At 46.2% G+C, this 19,164-nt stretch carries 19 protein-coding genes, 7 tRNA genes and 2 rRNA genes; 1 reads left to right on the forward strand and 27 read right to left on the reverse strand.

Annotated features, from left to right (window positions below):
• Positions 1 to 38 precede the first annotated feature (38 nt).
• The 18 genes from FQV26_RS16245 to FQV26_RS16330 all read right to left on the reverse strand — a co-directional run bounded on the left by FQV26_RS16245 (position 39) and on the right by FQV26_RS16330 (position 16,887).
• Entirely contained in the window at positions 39 to 215 is a 177-nt protein-coding gene (locus tag FQV26_RS16245; protein ID WP_146558799.1) for a YjfB family protein, read from the reverse strand.
• Positions 216 to 273: 58 nt separating this feature from the next.
• On the reverse strand, positions 274 to 1,131 hold the full coding sequence (locus FQV26_RS16250) for a flagellin N-terminal helical domain-containing protein (RefSeq protein ID WP_146558801.1): 858 nt from the start codon (positions 1,129 to 1,131) through the stop codon (positions 274 to 276).
• A gap of 175 nt (positions 1,132 to 1,306) precedes the next feature.
• The gene (csrA, locus tag FQV26_RS16255) at positions 1,307 to 1,531 is read right to left on the reverse strand and encodes a carbon storage regulator CsrA (RefSeq protein WP_146558802.1); all 225 of its coding nucleotides are present in this window, start codon (positions 1,529 to 1,531) and stop codon (positions 1,307 to 1,309) included.
• 3 nt (positions 1,532 to 1,534) lie between these two features.
• Entirely contained in the window at positions 1,535 to 1,990 is a 456-nt protein-coding gene (gene fliW, locus FQV26_RS16260; RefSeq protein WP_146558804.1) for a flagellar assembly protein FliW, read from the reverse strand.
• 106 nt (positions 1,991 to 2,096) lie between these two features.
• Positions 2,097 to 3,920, reverse strand: a complete 1,824-nt coding sequence (locus FQV26_RS16265) for an adenylate/guanylate cyclase domain-containing protein (protein ID WP_146558806.1) — start codon at positions 3,918 to 3,920, stop codon at positions 2,097 to 2,099.
• A 13-nt stretch (positions 3,921 to 3,933) separates the two neighbouring features.
• Positions 3,934 to 4,278 (reverse strand): DUF3307 domain-containing protein, encoded by a 345-nt coding sequence (locus FQV26_RS16270; protein WP_146558808.1) that lies wholly within the window; start codon positions 4,276 to 4,278, stop codon positions 3,934 to 3,936.
• Complete coding sequence (locus FQV26_RS16275; protein WP_146558810.1) at positions 4,275 to 5,426, reverse strand: GAF and HD-GYP domain-containing protein; 1,152 nt, start codon at positions 5,424 to 5,426, stop codon at positions 4,275 to 4,277. Before FQV26_RS16275 ends, FQV26_RS16270 begins: the two co-directional genes overlap by 4 nt.
• A 188-nt stretch (positions 5,427 to 5,614) precedes the next feature.
• Positions 5,615 to 6,091 (reverse strand): SRPBCC family protein, encoded by a 477-nt coding sequence (locus FQV26_RS16280; RefSeq protein WP_261384375.1) that lies wholly within the window; start codon positions 6,089 to 6,091, stop codon positions 5,615 to 5,617.
• A 191-nt stretch (positions 6,092 to 6,282) separates the two neighbouring features.
• Positions 6,283 to 7,101 carry an STAS domain-containing protein gene (locus FQV26_RS16285; protein WP_146558812.1) on the reverse strand — a complete coding sequence of 273 codons (819 nt, stop codon included), beginning with the start codon at positions 7,099 to 7,101 and terminating at the stop codon, positions 6,283 to 6,285.
• 241 nt (positions 7,102 to 7,342) lie between these two features.
• Positions 7,343 to 9,145, reverse strand: coding sequence for a glutamine--fructose-6-phosphate transaminase (isomerizing) (gene glmS, locus FQV26_RS16290; protein ID WP_146558814.1), 1,803 nt, complete (start codon positions 9,143 to 9,145; stop codon positions 7,343 to 7,345).
• 535 nt (positions 9,146 to 9,680) lie between these two features.
• Positions 9,681 to 11,030 (reverse strand): phosphoglucosamine mutase, encoded by a 1,350-nt coding sequence (gene glmM / locus FQV26_RS16295; protein WP_146558816.1) that lies wholly within the window; start codon positions 11,028 to 11,030, stop codon positions 9,681 to 9,683.
• 98 nt (positions 11,031 to 11,128) lie between these two features.
• Positions 11,129 to 12,112, reverse strand: coding sequence for a CdaR family protein (locus tag FQV26_RS16300; RefSeq protein WP_146558818.1), 984 nt, complete (start codon positions 12,110 to 12,112; stop codon positions 11,129 to 11,131).
• Positions 12,105 to 12,941: a diadenylate cyclase CdaA gene (cdaA, locus tag FQV26_RS16305; RefSeq protein ID WP_146558820.1), complete on the reverse strand. Its 837-nt coding sequence runs from the start codon at positions 12,939 to 12,941 to the stop codon at positions 12,105 to 12,107. Before cdaA ends, FQV26_RS16300 begins: the two co-directional genes overlap by 8 nt.
• 103 nt (positions 12,942 to 13,044) lie before the next feature.
• Entirely contained in the window at positions 13,045 to 13,680 is a 636-nt protein-coding gene (locus FQV26_RS16310; protein ID WP_146558822.1) for an anti-sigma factor family protein, read from the reverse strand.
• A gap of 12 nt (positions 13,681 to 13,692) precedes the next feature.
• Entirely contained in the window at positions 13,693 to 14,256 is a 564-nt protein-coding gene (sigW, locus tag FQV26_RS16315) for an RNA polymerase sigma factor SigW (protein ID WP_146558824.1), read from the reverse strand.
• A 192-nt stretch (positions 14,257 to 14,448) separates the two neighbouring features.
• Positions 14,449 to 15,357: an arginase gene (rocF, locus tag FQV26_RS16320; RefSeq protein ID WP_146558826.1), complete on the reverse strand. Its 909-nt coding sequence runs from the start codon at positions 15,355 to 15,357 to the stop codon at positions 14,449 to 14,451.
• A gap of 70 nt (positions 15,358 to 15,427) precedes the next feature.
• Positions 15,428 to 15,991, reverse strand: a complete 564-nt coding sequence (locus FQV26_RS16325; protein WP_146558828.1) for a GNAT family N-acetyltransferase — start codon at positions 15,989 to 15,991, stop codon at positions 15,428 to 15,430.
• A 14-nt stretch (positions 15,992 to 16,005) separates the two neighbouring features.
• Entirely contained in the window at positions 16,006 to 16,887 is an 882-nt protein-coding gene (locus FQV26_RS16330; protein WP_146558830.1) for a LysR family transcriptional regulator, read from the reverse strand.
• A 104-nt stretch (positions 16,888 to 16,991) separates the two neighbouring features.
• Between FQV26_RS16330 and FQV26_RS16335 the strand changes: the two genes are divergently transcribed.
• Entirely contained in the window at positions 16,992 to 18,071 is a 1,080-nt protein-coding gene (locus FQV26_RS16335; protein WP_146558832.1) for a citrate synthase/methylcitrate synthase, read from the forward strand.
• Between the two features lie 70 nt (positions 18,072 to 18,141).
• On the opposite strand, the gene FQV26_RS16340 is transcribed toward FQV26_RS16335, so the two are convergent.
• The 9 genes from FQV26_RS16340 to FQV26_RS16380 all read right to left on the reverse strand — a co-directional run.
• A tRNA-Ala gene (locus tag FQV26_RS16340) sits at positions 18,142 to 18,214 on the reverse strand.
• 30 nt (positions 18,215 to 18,244) lie between these two features.
• Positions 18,245 to 18,317 (reverse strand) — tRNA-Lys (locus tag FQV26_RS16345).
• Between the two features lie 10 nt (positions 18,318 to 18,327).
• Positions 18,328 to 18,402, reverse strand: a tRNA-Gln gene (locus FQV26_RS16350).
• A gap of 19 nt (positions 18,403 to 18,421) precedes the next feature.
• Positions 18,422 to 18,505 (reverse strand) — tRNA-Tyr (locus tag FQV26_RS16355).
• Positions 18,506 to 18,525: 20 nt separating this feature from the next.
• A tRNA-Val gene (locus FQV26_RS16360) sits at positions 18,526 to 18,601 on the reverse strand.
• A 5-nt stretch (positions 18,602 to 18,606) separates the two neighbouring features.
• Positions 18,607 to 18,681 (reverse strand) — tRNA-Glu (locus FQV26_RS16365).
• A 54-nt stretch (positions 18,682 to 18,735) separates the two neighbouring features.
• Positions 18,736 to 18,808, reverse strand: a tRNA-Thr gene (locus FQV26_RS16370).
• A gap of 42 nt (positions 18,809 to 18,850) precedes the next feature.
• Positions 18,851 to 18,966 (reverse strand): 5S ribosomal RNA (gene rrf / locus FQV26_RS16375).
• Between the two features lie 72 nt (positions 18,967 to 19,038).
• Positions 19,039 to 19,164: ribosomal RNA gene (locus tag FQV26_RS16380) — 23S ribosomal RNA — on the reverse strand; the annotation flags it as partial.

A 19,164-nucleotide genomic window follows, 5' to 3' on the forward strand; every position in this document is an offset into this window, starting at 1 on the left:
GCCTGTGACCTTTTACAGTCATAGACTTTCTCACTCATTTACCCTCTAATGTCCAACTTGCCACCAATATGAGGCTGTACAAACTGTCCCAGCATTTTTACAACACTCTGACCATTTGTTTCAGCTTGGTTGATTGTCTTTTTCATAATAGAAACGTTTACTTCTGTTCGAACATTTATCTGACTGATTGCCATTGATAACGCACCAATATCCATTAGACTGCCTCCTTATAAAAAAAGGAGCCTAAAATTAGGCTCCTGTTGATTCTTAATATTAACGTAGCAATTGAAGCACTTGCTGCGGAGCCTGGTTGGCTTGAGCTAGCATTGCTTGTGATGCTTGGGCAAGAATTGAATTCTTTGTTTGTTCCATCATTTCTTTCGCCATATCGACGTCACGAACTCGTGATTCCGCAGCAGTAAGGTTTTCTGCAGACGTGTTCAAATTATTTGTTGCGTACTCTAAGCGATTTTGGTTAGCTCCTAAGTTAGAACGCTCAGCTGAAACTGCTTTTATAGCATCATTAATAGTTGTAATTGCTGCTGTTGCTACTGCAGAAGTTGAAGAAATATCAATAGCATCAGTTGCTTCATCATCAGTTGTAGCGATAGCTAAACCAGTTGAACCTCTCATATCAGCGAAGTTAACCGTAATTTGTTGATTTTCATTCGCTCCAACTTGGAAGGTAAATGAACCATCTCCATTCGGTCCGCCTACGCCAGTCAAGAGATCTTGACCGTTAAACTGAGTATCTTTAGCAATGCGGTTAACATCCTTTGCCAACTGATCTGCTTCATTCTGAATTGCTTCACGATCTTCAGTTGTGTTTGTATCGTTTGAAGCTTGTACAGCTAATTCACGCATGCGCTGAAGAATGTCTTGAGTTTCATTCAATGCACCTTCTGCTGTTTGAATTAAAGAAATACCATCTTGCGCATTTCGAGAACCTTGTTCAAGTCCGCGAATCTGTCCACGCATTTTCTCAGAAATTGAAAGTCCAGCTGCATCGTCTTTCGCGCTGTTGATGCGAAGTCCAGAAGAAAGCTTTTCCATGCTGTTCATTTGTGCGCTTTGAGCAGAGCCCATTTGTCTGTGTGTGTTAAGTGCTGCGATATTGTGATTGATAATCATTGTGTATTACCTCCGTGTAATGTTTTTTTGTTTTTTTGCAAGCGCCCAAATCCTTTTGAACTGCCTTACATAAGTTATATCGGAGGGGTTTCATAAATGTTTAGTGTTTTTTGAAAGTTTTTCTTTTTTATTTCTAATCCATATAAAAAGCCTGCAAAATCTGCAGGCTTTCCCTCTATTTCTTCTTCATGCTCAGGAAGTCGCTCAAATTGATGACATTCGAAGTCGCTTGTTTGTTCTCTTCCTGAATCTCCAGGTACACTTCTTTCCGGTGGATAGTGACTTGCTTCGGCGCGTTGATGCCGAGGCGTACCATGTCGCCTTCTATAGAGGTAACCGTGATTTCGATATCGTCGTTGATAATGATTGTTTCGCCTTTTTTTCGTCCCAGTACTAACATTTCTTACACCTGCCTTGCAGCGGTGTCGCCGCTCTGGAATAAAGCCTGCTTGATCTGGTAGTCTTTGTTGTTCAAGACAATTTGCATGCCCAACTGTTTTTTATTATTGATGACCAATGGTGCCTTTAAGTTCGTTGTCGCTCCACTAATGTTGCCTTTAACCGTTACTGTTGTTAACACGATGGCATCTGCCGGATCTTCCAGCTGCAGCCGCTCCACCATCTGCTCTTCCAGCTTGATATCGTAATCCTGGAAAAACGTAAATGGATCGACCAGGAAGAAACTGACTTGCATCGCTTCCACCGACTGCAGGAAAAAGAATGGCGATTCGCCTTCTGCGTCTGCTGGTATCAATACATACTCCTTATATTCTTCAAATCCTGGAATGCCTTTATCAAATGTGATGACGCGTTCTTCAGCCAGGTCCACTTCACCGAATTGTTCTGTTTGAACTTTCATGTCCAACTCCCTTTCCATAACAAAAAGATGCCTCTTAAGATAAAGATATCTCACCAGGCATTTATTAACAATCAATTTTTATTTAACTCCATAAATTGGAAACCTTTTAACCTGCATGCTTCTCGATCAATACATTCTCTTTTAACCGAATCCGCACCAAATCCACTGCACCTTCGATTCCTTTTAAGACAGCTGAAAACTCTTCAAGCTCGACATCAGCAGCTGACAGCAATTCCACTGAGGATGTGTGCGCCAATAACTCACGGCTAATGACGACATCATTGCCTTCGCCCTGACCTTCGATCCGTGCCGCAATATTGACCGTCCGCCCAAAATAATCAAGGCGATCATTGGAATTGACGGCGATGGCCGCTCCGCTGTACACCCCGAGACGCAGCACCAGTTCTTCATTCGCTGTATCATTGAACGCTTGCAGATTTTTCTGGATAGCCAACGCTGCCTTCAATCCGTCCTCGGGTTTATGAAAGACAGCCATAACAGCGTCGCCGATCGTTTTCACGACGCTTCCGGAGTTTTTGACAATATGTCCGGTCAGAAAATCGAAATGGTTGCGCACCTGGCCGTAGGCGCTGGAGTCGCCAATCGTTTCATACAGCAAGGTTGAGCCTTTTAAATCCGTAAACAAGATCGTCACGTGGTCAATTCCGATTTTCTGGTCCGGAGACAAAACTTCAGAAGAAAAAAGGTCCCTGAACTCCTGCATCACTGTAACTTTTGCAGCCGTTACTGCCTGCTTATTCCAGTCCGAATGTTCCAAAGCGACGACAACATCTGCACTGCTGGAGTTTTTGATGACAACTTCCCCTGTATTCGATACCGAATCCTGGGACCAGCCCAAATCTGAATACAAAAGCTGTGTTGCTTCCGCACTTTTATCTACAGTTACTCTGTCATTCGCTTGAAGCACACGGAAGCGCAGTGCCTCTTCACCTTGTGGAATCCTAAAGCTCGCGGTCTTGCCCCTTTCAATAACTTGCTGGGCTTTGACATGCGGCGTAATCATTGGCCCGCCGATGCAATACACTTCAGCGTAAGCCTTGCGTATAGCCGGGTGAACAGAAAAGTTCAGTTCGACAAATTGATCAAAATTGGCATCGTAATTGACGCCGCATAGGTCGCAATGAAACGCCTGCTCGAGCTGTGACAGCGAGCTGTGCTCGACTTTCGAAACCCGGCAGTTCGGGCAGATCACGTTCCAGCTCAGGTTTAGCAACCCCGCTTTTGTGGCATAGAGCAGCACACGCAAGGTTTCATCCAAGTCAGTGTTCCACATCCGGGCAAGATTCACCGGCTCGATTTGGGCAACGTCGTGGTCGCCTTTCCCAACTAAATAATCATGCAATTGTTCCACGTAATGATTCTCGACGGGCGACTTGGCAAGCAGAGCCGACAGCCGGTCAAGTTCAAGCAAATTGATTTCAACGGCTTTTGGTCTTTGCGGCGCTTCCAATACATTTGTTGCCTCAGACGCCAAATAATCATCTAAGTAACGCATGATCTTTTTGACTGCCGGCAATCCGGTTGCCCAAATGGCTCCATATCCAAGAGGATTGAGCGGCACAAAGTCAGCCGTCAGCTTGACCCGGGTTCCATTCTGCGCACTATCGAACAGTTCAACCTTCAGCGTGTAACGCTTGAGCGGACCCGTCAGGTAGCGGCGTTCAACCGTATAGCTGTCGTTTTCCTGCCACTGGAACGGGAACTCCTGCCACGATATGGGCACGAGCCCCAGCACTTTGGCATGAGCTTCCCGGTAAAACACTTCTACTCCGTCCTGCTTGGCCGGACTGAAACTTACCGGGAACAGGCCGATATACAAATTCATGCGGTTGTTGTCCGCGAGCAGCTGCCAGGCCGTTTTCCGGTCTACAGCATATTCTTTTTCAAGCACGTAAGTTTTAGGTTTCATATTTTGTTCACTCCTAAGAAATCGCTATGGCAATGGCAAGCAAAATGATATGGAAAATTTGGTCAGCCATAATCGACAGCCAGGCCTTTTCAGGTCCTTTGGCTGTCTGAATCCGCTCTACCCAAAACATCACAAAGCTTCTTCGGTCCAGAATGATATGGCCAATGAAAATAATGGCGAGCGCCGGCAAAGACAGTCCACCCGAGAAAATGCCAAACACGGCGATAACTATTGTGTAAACAGATACATGCGTCAATAAAGGCAGCCATTTGCTTGCCTTGTGTTTGGCCATCCAACTTGTCTGCAGCAAAAAATCGCCGATTAAATGGCCGATCAATAATACGTCAAATTGACTCATAGCTGATAGCCTCTTCCCTGTTGCTCTTCGTATTGTTCTAATTGGTAATCGCAGCTCGCAAGAATTCCAGCGAATGCATCGACAATTTTACTGTCAAATAAGGTTTCCCGGCAGCGTATCAGCTCTTCCGATCCGAGCTTGAAAGACATTCCTTTACTGTAGGAACGCGCGGTCGTCATGGCATCAAAAGCATCAGCCACTCCGACAATTCGGGCGAATAACGGAATCTCATCTCCTGCCAAGCCATGCGGGTAACCGGTGCCGTCAAGCCGTTCATGATGAGACAGGGCTGTTTCAATGGCCTGTGTCATTGCCTCTTTCGGCTCCATATTGGACAGGATGTTTGCGCCGATAACGGTGTGCTGCTTGATGGCTGCGAATTCCTCATTTGTCAGCCGCCCCGGTTTTCTAAGGATATCATCCGGTATGCCGATTTTTCCGATGTCGTGCAACAAAGCCGCTTTATACAGCTCTTCGCAATCATGTGCATCCAGTCCAAGCTTTTGGGCAATCCACAATGCGTATTTCGCTACTCGCTCTGAGTGGCCCGCCGTATAAGGATCACGCGCATCCAACACTTTCGCTAAGGTACGGATCATACTCAGCAGCATGCGCTGCAGTTCGTCGTACATTTGGCTGTTATGGAGCGCCAGAGCCGATTGGTTGGCAAGCGCCACCGCCAGGCTGATGTCCTGTTCGGAGAAAAAGGCAATGTCTTTCTTGTTCAACAGCTGCAAGGCACCCAGCACCTTGCCTTTGACCGCAAGCGGCACGGTGATCATCGACTTGGTTACAAAACCGCTTGAATGATCCACCCGGTCGGCCCAGTCCGGATTCAGCGCCACGTTTTCAATCAGCTGGGCTTCACCTGTTCCAATCACTTTGCCGACAATGCCTTCATCCTTATTTAATTCGATGTTCAGGATGTCAGGCGCAGAAGGTCCGTAAGCAGCAGCTGCTTTGATCGTTTGTTGTTCCTTGTTCAGCACCCATAAGGTTCCCGCTTCTGCTCCCACTATTTGCACCATCTGCAGCAGGATGTTTTCAAGAACTTCTTCCATCTCTATATTTGAATTCAATTGCTTTGAAGCTTCCAATAAAGTCACTAGCTCTTGAATCTTAGATTCCAAATCCTTTAATTGCGTCATCGACTTCCTCCGATAGCTTATAGTAACCAAAAATGATTGTTTTTTATGCTAATCTTATTGTTTCTTGTCGATCATATCCTTTACCTTGCTGTTATGCAATATTATCCATATTATTTATTTTGCATTTACATCAATCCAGCAAAAAAAACTGCAATCTCCTCACTTACAGGAGATTGCAGTTTTTCCAATTAGGCGGGCTCAACTAATTGCTTTAAATTCTCGAACATCAAACTCCAGCCTTTCCGGCTTTCATCGCTAAATTCCGTACCGGTCCGTTTGATGTCCTCTTCTGTCCAGCCTTCTTCATGCGGTACGTTGATTTCCTGGACAAACGCCATTTCACAGCTGTTTTGCACCATTGAAATCCATACCGTCACGCGGTCTTCCAAATCGTTGAACTGCGGCATCTTGAAACTGAACATCAGTTTATGCGGCGGCTTCAGTTCGAGGTATTCGCCGGTCGCCCGATAATCCACGCCTTCCCGGCGGTCGACGATTTCCCAGCTGCCGCCAACACGCAGAGAGTTCTTTGCCACTTGATTGGTGGCTTCTGTTGTGAACAGCCATTTTTTCATCAATTCCGGATTCGTCCAAGCTTCGTAAACCGCTTTGTCACTGGCATTAAAACGGCGCGCCATCGATAAAGTTACTAGAGAAGTCGTCAACTGGATCATCCTTTCCGAATGGAATGAACGTAACTGCACCTTGTTATTGCCTATACTGTACATCAGAATTTTTGATGAGGCAATAGCATCGTCTTTACACCCGCTTTGCCCTTGCCGCTAAAAAAATCACCTTGCAGATTAAGCTGCAGGATGACTTGAATGTTTGCCTATCTGAATTAAAGTCCTACTGATTATTTGACGCTTTCCAGCGCCTGTTTCACCGTTGCATAAGAATCCGTATCCAGCATATCAATTCCACTGTAGACGATGGCCTGAACCAGATCCGGCCGTAATCCAGCGAGCACTACGTGAATACCCATCAATTGAAGGGTCCCGCCGATTTGTTGAATTGACTGTGCAATATGTGCGTCAATCGTCAAGACTCCTGAAAAGTCGGTGATGACATGGTCTACATTCATCTCAGCAATTCTTGGGATGACATTGTCCAGGATATGGGCAATCCGGTAGCTGTCCATAACACCGATAAGCGGCAATACGACCACACCTTCGAGAACCGGTACAATCGGCGCTGACAGATTGAGCAATTCTACCTGCGTTTCCGCTTGGTACCTTTCTGAAATCTTCTCAAACGCATAAAATGTTTCATTTAAGCTGACATCCAATACAGCATTGATGCCTTTGGTGGCTTTAGCGCTCTCTACTAAAGATAAATCGAATTTCAGGCTTAGCCGCGTAAAGATCTCTGAAAAGACCTGGCGTGTCGTCGGGTAGCGGATGACGATTTCTGAAATCTTGCCTGCTGATGCTACTTGCATTTCTGCGTTCTTTTTACTCCATTCGATCAGCGCTTCGGGGACTTCGATATTCCCGCCTTCTAGAAGAGACTGCCCGAAAAACCCAAGAAGTTCAACGTACATGTCGGCAGCCTGCTCTTTTTCCCACCGGGGAATGTCCAAGTTCATTTCCTGCACAACCGATTCAACCACTTCTACCGATAACGATTCGGCATTATCACTTATGTACTGGCAAAAATCCTTGAATGATGACATTCGTTTCACACCTTTTTCATTATATTGAACTAATTATACCATTTGGCACGGGAAGTAATGAAACTTCTAACAGCAATCTTTGTAAGTTCTTTGTCCGTTTAACCAAGTCGTTAGGAAAGCGCCTTTTCTTTTGGTCTTAATGATATTTAGTAAAGTAGAAAAACATTATTACAATTTTTTGTTCCAGAAGACAGCAAAATACCCCTTCGGAGAGACCTCCAAAGGGGTATTCTGTTTTCGCTTATTCCACTGTTACAGACTTCGCAAGGTTACGTGGCTTATCAACATCACAGTCGCGGTGAAGCGCTGCGTAGTAGCTGATCAACTGCATCGGAATGACCGATACAAGCGGTGACAGCAATTCGTTGACTTTCGGCAAGACCAGGCTGTCGCCTTCTTCCTGCAAGCCTTCCATTGAAATGATGCATGTGTGGGCGCCGCGCGCTGCTACTTCTTTAACGTTGCCGCGGATATTCAAGTTAACCGCTTCTTGAGTCGCAAGTGCGATAACCGGTGTACCTTCTTCGATCAATGCGATCGTTCCGTGCTTCAACTCGCCTCCGGCAAATCCTTCAGCCTGGATGTATGAAATCTCTTTCAATTTCAATGAACCTTCAAGTCCAACGAAATAATCCATCACGCGGCCGATAAAGAAGCAATTGCGCGTTGTAGACAAGTAGTCTGCAGCAATCTGTTCCATTTCCTCTTTTGCATCAACTTGTGCTTGAATAGCGTTGGCGACGATTCCCAACTCTTGAACCAAATCAAAGCCGATATCGATGCCGCGTGCTTCCGCTGTTACCGCACCCAAGATAGACAATACAGCCAATTGAGCTGTATAGGCTTTTGTTGATGCAACCGCAATTTCAGGTCCTGCATACAACAATAATGTATGGTCAGACTCGCGTGACAAGGTAGACCCCGCAACGTTTGTAATGGTCAATGACGCATGACCAAGTTCTTTGATTTTCACCAATACTTGGCGGCTGTCTGCTGTTTCGCCTGATTGAGAAATAAAGATGAACAATGGTTTTTCCGACAATAATGGCATGTTGTAGCCGAATTCACTTGAAACATGCACTTCAACCGGAATTCCTGCTAATTTTTCAATATATTCTTTACCGATCAATCCAGCGTGATAGCTTGTTCCGGCTGCGATGATGTGAATACGGTCAGCAGCCTGCATCGCTTCCAGGATTTCCGGTTGGATCGTCAATTTATCGTTTGCGTCCTGATATGCTTGAACAATTTTACGGACAACCGCTGGCTGCTCGTCAATTTCCTTCAGCATGTAATGAGGGTAAGTCCCTTTTTCAATATCGCTCATGTCAATTTCCGCAGTGAATGGCAAGCGGCTAACCACTTCGCCTTCCAAAGTTAAAATCTCCACGCTGTCTTTACGGACGATGACGATTTCCTTATCCATCAATTCAACAAACTGATCTGTCAATTGAAGCATAGCCATCGCATCAGATGCCACGACGTTGAAATCTTCGCCAAGTCCTACAAGCAATGGGCTCTTGTTTTTCGCTACAAAAATCGTTTGCTCTTCTTCTGCATCCAACAACGCGATTGCATATGAACCCTTCAGTAAGGTAAGAGCTTTACTGAAAGCTTCTTGTGTTGTTTGGCCTTCTTCAACGAATTTACCGATCAATTGAACGATGATTTCCGTATCCGTATCCGACTCCATAGACACACCAGCTAAATAGTCACGCTGAATGTGGTGATAGTTTTCAATCACGCCGTTATGAACGATTGTGAAGCGGTCTGACGTATTTTGATGCGGGTGAGCATTCACACGGTTCGGCTTGCCGTGAGTAGCCCAGCGTGTATGGCCGATTCCCGTATTGCCCATCACTTCTTCTTCCACGACGCCGCGAAGATCTGCAATGCGCCCTTTTTCTTTGAAAACTGTTACGCCTTTGCCATTACGGACAGCAATTCCTGCTGAGTCATAACCGCGATATTCCAAGCGCTCCAAGCCTTTTAATAGAATTTCTTTTGAATCATTTTCTCCAATATACCCAACAATTCCACACATAGTTTAATTCCTCCGTTTTTATGAATCATAATGTAGTGTTTATTTGGTTCCTAAACACTACTGCTTGAGCCCATCCACCTTGTTGTCCAATCGATTGCTCGACTGTTTTAAGAATGGACATAACGACCGGGCTTCACGGCCGGAAGGTATCCGCCGAAATCTCGATACTCCTTCTCCTCGTCTACTGAAGATGACTGGTCCGTCCGATTTCTTCAGTACAGGCGCTGTAATTGTTTTCCTCGCAATTATATCTATCCCCCTTTTTCTGCGGTCGTAAACCGACTCTATCATCATACAGCCTTCACACATTCCCGTCAATTAAAGCATATAGTTATTTAGGTATATATCATCATTTTTTTCCGTTAATTGGCTCTTTTTCCTTTTACTATTTTTTATATTTCTTCATAAATGTCTAAGAAAATAAAAGAATTCGTTCGACAAACCGATTCAGCTGCTATGAAGTTGCTTGACGGGATATCAACCATATAAAGACCGTAAGCAAGAATGCTTACGGTCTCCAGATTACTTTATTCGATTAGCTCAAGCCCATTTCACTGCGGACAACTTCCGCAATGCGTTCCACGTAGTTTTCACAGTCTTCTGCAGAAGCTGCTTCCACCATCACGCGCACCAATGGCTCGGTACCGGATGGACGCACAAGTACACGGCCGTTGCCGTTCATTTCTGATTCCACATCTGCAATTACTGCTGCCACATCTGCATTATCTGTAACCGCATGTTTATCGGTTACGCGGATGTTAACAAGTTTTTGCGGGAAGATGGTCATTTCAGAAGCCAGCTCGGACAATTTCTTGCCGGTGATTTTCATGATATTGACAAGCTGAAGACCCGTCAATAAACCATCGCCCGTTGTATTGTAATCCAGGAAAATGATATGGCCTGATTGCTCGCCGCCCAGATTATAGCCGTTGTTCTTCATTTCTTCCACTACATAACGGTCGCCGACAGCGGTCTTGTTGCTCTTCATGCCATGGCTTTCTAGGGCCTTGTAGAAGCCCATATTGCTCATAACAGTCGAAACCACTGTATCTTTCTTGAGGCGGCCTTCTGAATGCAAATGCTTCGCGCAAATGTACATGATCTGATCGCCATCTACGATCTTGCCTTTTTCATCCACTGCAATCAAGCGATCGCCATCGCCGTCGAATGCAAGTCCGATATCTGCACCTTTAGCAATTACCAGCTCTGCTAATTTCTCAGGATGGGTCGACCCCACTCCTGCGTTAATGTTCAGTCCGTTCGGTGAAGCGCCCATCGATGTGATGTCTGCGTCCAGATCCGCAAATACATGCGTCGCCAGTGTAGATGTCGCCCCGTGTGCACAATCGAGCGCAACGTGGATGCCATCAAATTCCTCATCGACTGTCTGTTTCAAGTACTGAAGGTATTTTTGGCCGCCCTCGAAATAATCCGTGATGCTGCCAAGATCTCCTCCAGTCGGACGAGGCAATAGATCTTCTTCGCTGTCAAGCAAGGCTTCGATTTCCGCTTCCTGCGCGTCCGACAACTTGAAGCCGTCAGAACCGAAGAATTTGATGCCGTTGTCTTCTACCGGGTTATGTGAAGCCGAGATCATGACACCTGCTTCAGCACTCATGACACGCGTCAAATAAGAGACGCCTGGTGTACTGATGACGCCAAGACGCATCACTTCCGCTCCTACCGATAGCAATCCTGCAGCCAAAGCACCTTCCAGCATTTCGCCTGAAATCCGTGTATCACGGCCAATCAGCACTTTTGGTTTGTCTTTTGCACTTTTTGTTAAAATATACCCGCCAATTCGCCCTAATTTAAAGGCCAGTTCAGGAGTTAACTCCGTATTGGCAACTCCCCGTACTCCATCTGTTCCAAAATATTTTCCCATTCCACTTTTCGCTCCTTCAATCATTTGCTTCTGATTGGTTTAGTTAAGCTTTCGCTTTTTTATCTTATTCAAAGCCTTTACGGCATTGTAACTTAAAGTTATTCTCCATCTCCAAGATCTTCCGGCTGCTCCACAGTATCATCGACGACCGTTTCCGCTTCTACCGTAACTTGTGCGGGTGAAACAGCTGAAGCTCCAGCTGGAATTTTCAGCTCTACTTCTACTGTGTCATCGTTAGCTGTGACGTTTCCTGCATCCACTTCGACAACATATTCTGTAATCTCGTCCACAATGGTCTGAGGCCCGAAAATTTCAATTTCTTCGGTGGCCGTACTCCAGCCGTTGATGGTGATGCCTGGAAGAGATTCACCTGTCGCTTCAACTCTTACGGGCACTACCTTACTGTATTCAACGACATCGACATCCACTTCAACTTCCTGTGGTTCAATCTCCGCATTTTCGAGCTTCGTCAAATCTTCTGCTAACACACGGACACGTGCCGGAGTCGTAAAGGATTTATTTACTCCCCGTTCACCGGAAACCGTTGCTTTAACAAAGCTGATGGCGTCAATTACACTTCTCGGGCCGGTCACTGTCACTGTTTCCGGATCAACAGAAACGCTTTCGAGAATAAAGCCATCCGCCAGCATCCGATCATTTATTTCCGGATCAATACGAAATTCCTGTGATACTCGCTCTTCGATCACTACATTGACGAACGCCGGATCCACCCGAATGTTTAATTGCTCAGACAGATTTTCACTTTGGATCGGGACTTGGTGCTCCCCTACCGGTAAATTTCGCAAATCCACAAACAACGTGAAGTCTTCCAATTGACGGGCGGTCTGTATAATACTGACAGGGCCGTTTAAATGCAGATCAGCTGTTTTTGGTACTCCGCTGACCATCAGGCTATTGTCATGATATACCTCAAGTTCAACATCTTCAATCACTTCCGAGGTCCGGCTGGTGTCCGTCGTTCCCGCGGAATTGTCTTCCGCCTTCACCGAAAAGAATAAAAGGAAGGCTAACAGCAGCGCCGTAATCCGTAAAAACCAGCGATTGTCCATCATCTTATCCATTCTTTTTTCCCCTCCAATTCCACCAGGAAGAAGCGACTTCCTGCTGCTCTGCACCAAACCAGATTCGGCGCAGCTTCACTTCGAAGTCTTCAAGTGACAAATTGCGGTGCAAATCGCCATTCGCCGTCAGGCTGATGGCGCCTGTTTCTTCCGACACGACAATGGTAATCGCATCGGTCACTTCACTGATGCCAAGGGCGGCACGATGGCGCGTCCCCAGTTCTTTTGAAATGAACGGACTTTCAGACAGCGGCAAATAGCAGGCTGCTGCGGCAATCCGGTTTTTTTGTACAATCACGGCTCCATCGTGCAGCGGTGTGTTCGGAATGAATAGATTGATCATCAGTTCGGATGTAATATCCGAATTCATCGGGATTCCCGTTTCGATGTATTCGCTCAACCCGGTTTCGCGTTCAATCGACACCAATGCCCCAATTCGCCGCTTCGCCATATAGCTGACGGATTTGGACATCGCCTCGATCAGCCGGTTGCGTTCGGACTCTTCATTTAGTGTACTGCTGGAGAACAGCTTGCCGCGGCCGAGCTGTTCAAGTGCACGGCGCAATTCCGGCTGAAAAATGATAATGATGGCCAGGAAGCCCCATTCGAGCACCTGCTGCATGATCCAGCCCAAGGTTTCCAAATTGAGTGCTTGTGTCACGAGGCGTGCAATAATAATGACAAAGATCCCTTTCAGCAATTGAACGGCCTTCGTTCCCTTGATAACGGTGATCAATTTATAGATAACGAACCAAACTAATAAAATATCAATAATATTCCATAGAAGTTCGAGTGGTGTTTGGTCTGTTAAATTCTCCAAAAAAGGCATCTGCAACCCTCGCTTTTCTACATCTGCATATACAATCAGTATATCATAAGTGAATTGGGCTTGCCTTCATAGAAAAAACCCATCCTTTAGGAGAGGATGGGTTTTACTCTGTTGTTTGGCTGCCATCTGTATCAAAAATAGCGGCTGCATCCTTGAAACCGTTTTTTATGGTGTACCACAACCATTCGAATGCTTTATCGATTTCCTCGATTTCACCGGTAATAACGCCGCTTGATGCCATGTATTGGCCATTCACGATGGTGACGTCTCCCTGAAGCTCGCCTTCCACACGCAAATCTCCATTACGCACAGTCAAGTCGCCGACTATTGTCTGTCCTTCAGGAACGATCACCGTTTGTCCTTCCACCACCAAATTTGGCTGCTTGGTAAAGGAAAAATGCTGATCGTCGTTAAAGTTCGACATTAATGCCGCACTCATCAATATGCAGAACAACGCTGCAGCTGCCAGCATCGGGTGTCTTCTGAACCAACGCTGAACGCCTGCACGCTGTCTTTCTTTCGGCAGCCGTCCCATGGTTTTCTGGACAAAATCGGAAGGTGCCTGTATATGTGATGCACTTTGGACAAATGCTATTGTTTTGCTCAATTCCTGATACTGCTTTCTGCAATCCGGGCAGTTCTCTAAGTGTTCTTTAAAGAGTTGTTCATCGCTCGGACTGATATCTCCATCCAGGTAATCGTCCATTAAGTAAATTACGTTTTCCGGACACGCATTCATCGTGCTCGCCTCCTACAAATTGCTCAATTGCTTACGAAGAGCCTCTCGCCCTCGGTGTATACGCGTCTTCACCGTACCCAACGGCAAATCCAGGATTTCACTGATTTCCGCCAGCGGCAATTCTTCAATATACTTTAATACAATAGCGGCACGGTACTTATCTGGCAAGCGGCTAATCTCGTACTGTACCCGCTCCTGTACTTCCATTCTCATCAACTCTTCTTCCGGAAGCTCATCATTATTGGCAATTTCCGAATACATATTCAGGCCTTCCGTTCCACGCACTTCAGCATCCAAATGGTAATCCGGCTTTTTTTTGCGGATCCGATCGATGCACAGATTGGTGGCGATGCGGTACAGCCAGGTCGAAAATTTCCGCTTCTGGTCAAACGTGTGGATATTGACATAAGCGCGCATAAAAGCTTCCTGAGCGATATCTTCTGCTTCCTGCTTGTTGCCAAGCATCCGGTAGCAGATCTGATACAGCTGGTGCTGGTAAAGCTCCACGATTTCGGCGAATGCGTTCTGATCGCCTTTTAATACTTTAGCTATTCGTTTATTGACTAACGCATCCATGATCTCATTTCCCTCCGCCTATGCGGCTGTACTTTATATACGTGCATTAACTTAAAAGGTTTCAATTATTTTTTCTTATTCCATCGTATCAGACAATACCCAAATAAATCCAACTAATTTTGTGACGTTTTTTATTTTAAAAAGTTTCCGATTTTTTTGCATAAAAAAAAACAGGCTTTCGCCTGTCTTTGATTACAATAATTTTTCGCCGAACAATGAACCGATCAATGCTACTGCTACATCGGCCGTACGGTTTTTCTCATCAAGAATCGGATTGACTTCCACAAATTCAGCAGATGTGATAATGCCTGCATCAAACAGCATTTCCATCGCTAAATGGCTTTCGCGGTAGCTGATGCCGCCTGGAACCGGTGTGCCGACTCCTGGTGTGTACATCGGGTCAATTCCATCAAGGTCCAATGACAAATGGACCGCATCCGTTTTGCGTTCTTCTTTCAAGTAACGGATAGAATCTTCGATGACTGCATTCATGCCTATTTTATCGATTTCGTGCATGCTGTAGACGCGGATTCCGCGCTCTTTGATCAATTCACGCTCGCCCGGGTCTACTGAACGCGCCCCGATGATGACAATATTTTCAGGCTTCACTTTTGGTGAATACCCGCGGATGTTCGTCAGTTTTTCATGGCCATGTCCAAAGCTTGCTGCAAGCGGCATGCCATGGATGTTGCCAGATGGTGACGTATCGCTGGTGTTCATGTCAGCGTGTGCATCATACCAGATGACGCCCAAGTTTTCGTGGCGCTCGGAAATTCCGGAAAGAGTACCAATTGCAATACTGTGGTCGCCGCCCAGCACTAGTGGAAAATTGCCTGCTTCTGCAACTTCAAATACTTTATCGCCAAGTGCTTCTGTCGCTTCCGTAATCGCTTTCAAATTACGCAAGTTTGTTGATGTATCGACACTGCCGTCTGCCTGGCCAATCTGGATATCCCCTTCATCTGAAACGCTGTGACCCAATTCTTCGATACGATCGACAACTCCAGCGTACCGGATAGCACTTGGCCCCATGTCGACACCGCGACGATTTTGACCATGGTCCATCGGAACTCCAATAATAGATATATTTAATTTATTCATAATTTTATACCCCCTTAGCAAGATAGATTCATTGTAACCGCTAAGGTCTCTTTGGCTCAACTGTACAAAATCAGGTATATTTATTCACTTTTTTCGCAAGCTCTTTTTTCACTTTCGGCCAGTCTCTGACGATAATTGAATACACAACCGCATTTCTCGGTTTGCCGGTTGAGCGTATGCGTTCATTGCGAAGTATTCCTTCTTTGAAGGCACCAATGCGTTCGATCGCCTTCTGCGAGCGGATATTTTCGGCGTCTGTTTTAAATTGCACCCGAATCATCCCTCGTTCTTCGAAGCAATAACTGAGCAATGCCCGTTTGACCGCCGTATTGACATGCGTCCGCTGGGCTGATTTTGCGTAGAATGTGGCCCCGATCTCGCAGCTTTTATGAGTCTCATCAATTGCATATATACGTGTGGTGCCGATAATTTCGTCAGTTTGAGGATTCTCTACTGCAAAAATAAGGACATTGGACTGGTTTAGGCCCGCCTCCAACCAAGTAACCAAGTCTTCGAAAACTTCGACTTTATTGAGCATGTATTCAAAGATCTCCGGTGTATGCAAAGCCCATAATGCTTCAAAATCATCCCTCTTCAATAAACGCAAACGAATGCCATCCGATTCAATAATCATCCCGATCTCTCCCTTTAAGTAAAATACACTGATTGAATACGCCGCATAAAATCCTGTTCCAGCATGCCCATGTGTTTCGTTAAAAAATAAGTAGAAACGACGGGCAAAGGAAATAAGCCGAAATGCGCTTCCATTAACCGCCCTTCAAGCAGTTCCCGACGAACCATCGACTTTGGCAAAAATGAAGAGCCTAAGCCTTCTTGGATAAATCTTTTAGCAATATGGGCTTGTGTCACTTTCATCGTTCGGATGCCAGGCACATGAAGCCGCAGCTTTCCTAAAAGCTCTTCCCAGAAAACAGGATGGTGGTGCGTGAACAATACAGTTGTCCGCAAAGTATTCTCTACTGAAACTGCCGGGCCTGTCTCATCGTCATAGGCATCTCTTGGCAGGATAAACAGCAGTGGATCATTATATACAATATGCTGAGCAATGCTGCGGCCAATAGGCGGCAAAGCCGAAATGCCAGCCGACACCTCTTCGGAGTCAACTAAGGCCTCAATGTGTTCAGATTCTTCTACACGGATCACTAGCTCCATATCTGGATGCTGCTCTGTAAACGACTTCAATACATAAGGCAAAATCGTTTCGGCCATTAAAGGAGAAATCGCCAATATCCATTTTTTGCGATAGCCTTGTGCGAAGGAATGCAGTTCTTCAACGCTGCTGTCCAATTGTTCCAGCACTTTTACCGCTCTTTCTTTAAAATGCCGGCCTTCTTCTGTCAACGATACACGATTATGGCTGCGCTTAAACAGTGGAAGACCAAGACTTTCCTCCAACAAACGGATATGGACAGTAACACTAGGCTGTGACATCATCAAACGTTCCGAACTCATTCTGAAGTTCAAGGTTTCTGCAGCGTCCACGAAGGTTCTTAACCATTGGACTTCCATGACATTCCTCATTTCGATTACTATTCTTAATTGATTCAATTATATATCTTTAATTTTTTTTATCAAATTATGGGAGTAAACTAAAAGAAAAGGAGGAGTTTCTCATGTTTCAACAAGGATTGAAAGGTGTAGTAGCTGTGCAAACAGCCATTGTCTCGGTCGATGGAGACCGGGGAGAATTACGTTATCGAGGAGAGTTGGTGCAGACCGCCATCGATGGAAAATCGTTTGAAGAAACCGCCTATTTCTTGTGGGATGGCCAATGGCCCGATGCGGCCCAACTAAAACAGCTTCACCAGCAATTAGCTGCCCACCGGAAATTGCCGGCACACGTTGTCAAAATCGCTCAACTCCTGCCGCAAGAAACTCCCTTGATGGATGCCATGCGAACGCTGGTATCCTCTTATACGCATGCTGAATATCAAGCCTTATCTCCTAAAGAACAGGCCATTGCGCTTACAGCAGCACTCCCGGTAATCACCGCCCTCTTTTACCGCCTTCAAAGCGGACAAGAACCTGTGCAGCCGAGAGACGATTTGGGACATACAGCAAATTATCTATGGATGATCAATGGGCAAGAGCCGACTAGCGCACAAAGAGAAGCACTTGAAACCTATTTGAAGTTGACTATGGAGCACGGCATGAATGCTTCTACATTTGCAGCACGTGTCACCATATCCACTGAATCCGATCTCGTGTCCGCAGTTGCCTCAGCCCTTGGTGCCATGAAAGGTCCACTTCACGGCGGTGCGCCATCAGGTGTCATCGATCTGCTCGACGAAATAAAATCCGAAGATCGCATCAACTCCGTGATTGCGGACAAGCTTGACCGTGGCGAAAAAATCATGGGCTTCGGCCACCGGGTCTACCGGACCCAAGATCCCCGGTCCATTGTTCTTCGAAACAAGTGTCTGGAACTCCAAGGGGAGGACTCGTGGCTCGATTTGGCTGCTGCTGCTGAGACCCGTATCATTGAGTTGCTCAATGAGCGCAAACCCGGCCGTGCGCTCTATACCAATGTCGAATTCTATGCAGCAGCCATCATGCGGTCGATCGCCATGCCGACAGGGCTGTTCACACCAACTTTCAGTGTCGCTCGTATTGTCGGATGGACCGCCCATGCGTTGGAGCAACAAGAAAATAACGTCATTTTCCGACCACAGTCCGAATACATCGGAAGCTAAAAAAAACCCGTATCCAAGTAAATGGATACGGGTTTTTTACACATGGATAGTACAAATACACATGGAACAATGGAGCCTAGGGGGCTCGAACCCCTGACCTCGTCACTGCCAGCGACGCGCTCTCCCAGCTGAGCTAAGGCCCCGCGCTGAACAGGCGCAAGGAATTTGAAAAATGAGCCATGAAGGATTCGAACCTTCGACCCTCTGATTAAAAGTCAGATGCTCTACCAGCTGAGCTAATGGCTCATAGTAAAAATGGCTGGGGTACCTGGATTCGAACCAGGGCATGACGGGATCAAAACCCGTTGCCTTACCGCTTGGCTATACCCCAATAATGGATAAAAGAAAACTGGTGGTGGGGGGCAGATTCGAACTGCCGAACCCGAAGGAGCGGATTTACAGTCCGCCGCGTTTAGCCACTTCGCTACCCCACCGTATAAACTTATGAAAAACATGGTGGAGGATGACGGGATCGAACCGCCGACCCTCTGCTTGTAAGGCAGATGCTCTCCCAGCTGAGCTAATCCTCCAAAAATGGTGACCCCTACGGGATTCGAACCCGTGTTACCGCCGTGAAAGGGCGGTGTCTTAACCGCTTGACCAAGGGGCCTTACAAAAATAAATATGTTTAACTTCTTGCCAAGAAACTCCTAAAAAGAATAAAAGCTTCCAACCGGATTCGAACCGGTGACCTCTTCCTTACCATGGAAGCACTCTACCTGCTGAGCTATGGAAGCAAGGTAAAAGAATCATTAGGTACAAAAAGAAAACATAGAATAGCCCAGCGACGTCCTACTCTCACAGGGGGAGACCCCCAACTACCATCGGCGCAAAAGAGCTTAACTGCCGTGTTCGGGATGGGAACGGGTGTGGCCTCTTTGCCATCATCACTGGACTATTTGGTTGAGCTTGTTCGCTCAAAACTGGATAAACGACACCGGAACATGCAAGGATTCCGCATACATATTTGGTTAAGTCCTCGATCGATTAGTATTCGTCAGCTGCACGTGTCGCCACGCTTCCACCTCGAACCTATCTACCTCATCGTCTTTGAGGGATCTTACTTGCTTGCGCAATGGGAAATCTCATCTTG

It is taken from the genome of Planococcus sp. CPCC 101016, from assembly GCF_007859295.1.
In the GTDB taxonomy this organism is placed as follows: Bacteria; Bacillota; Bacilli; order Bacillales_A; family Planococcaceae; genus Planococcus.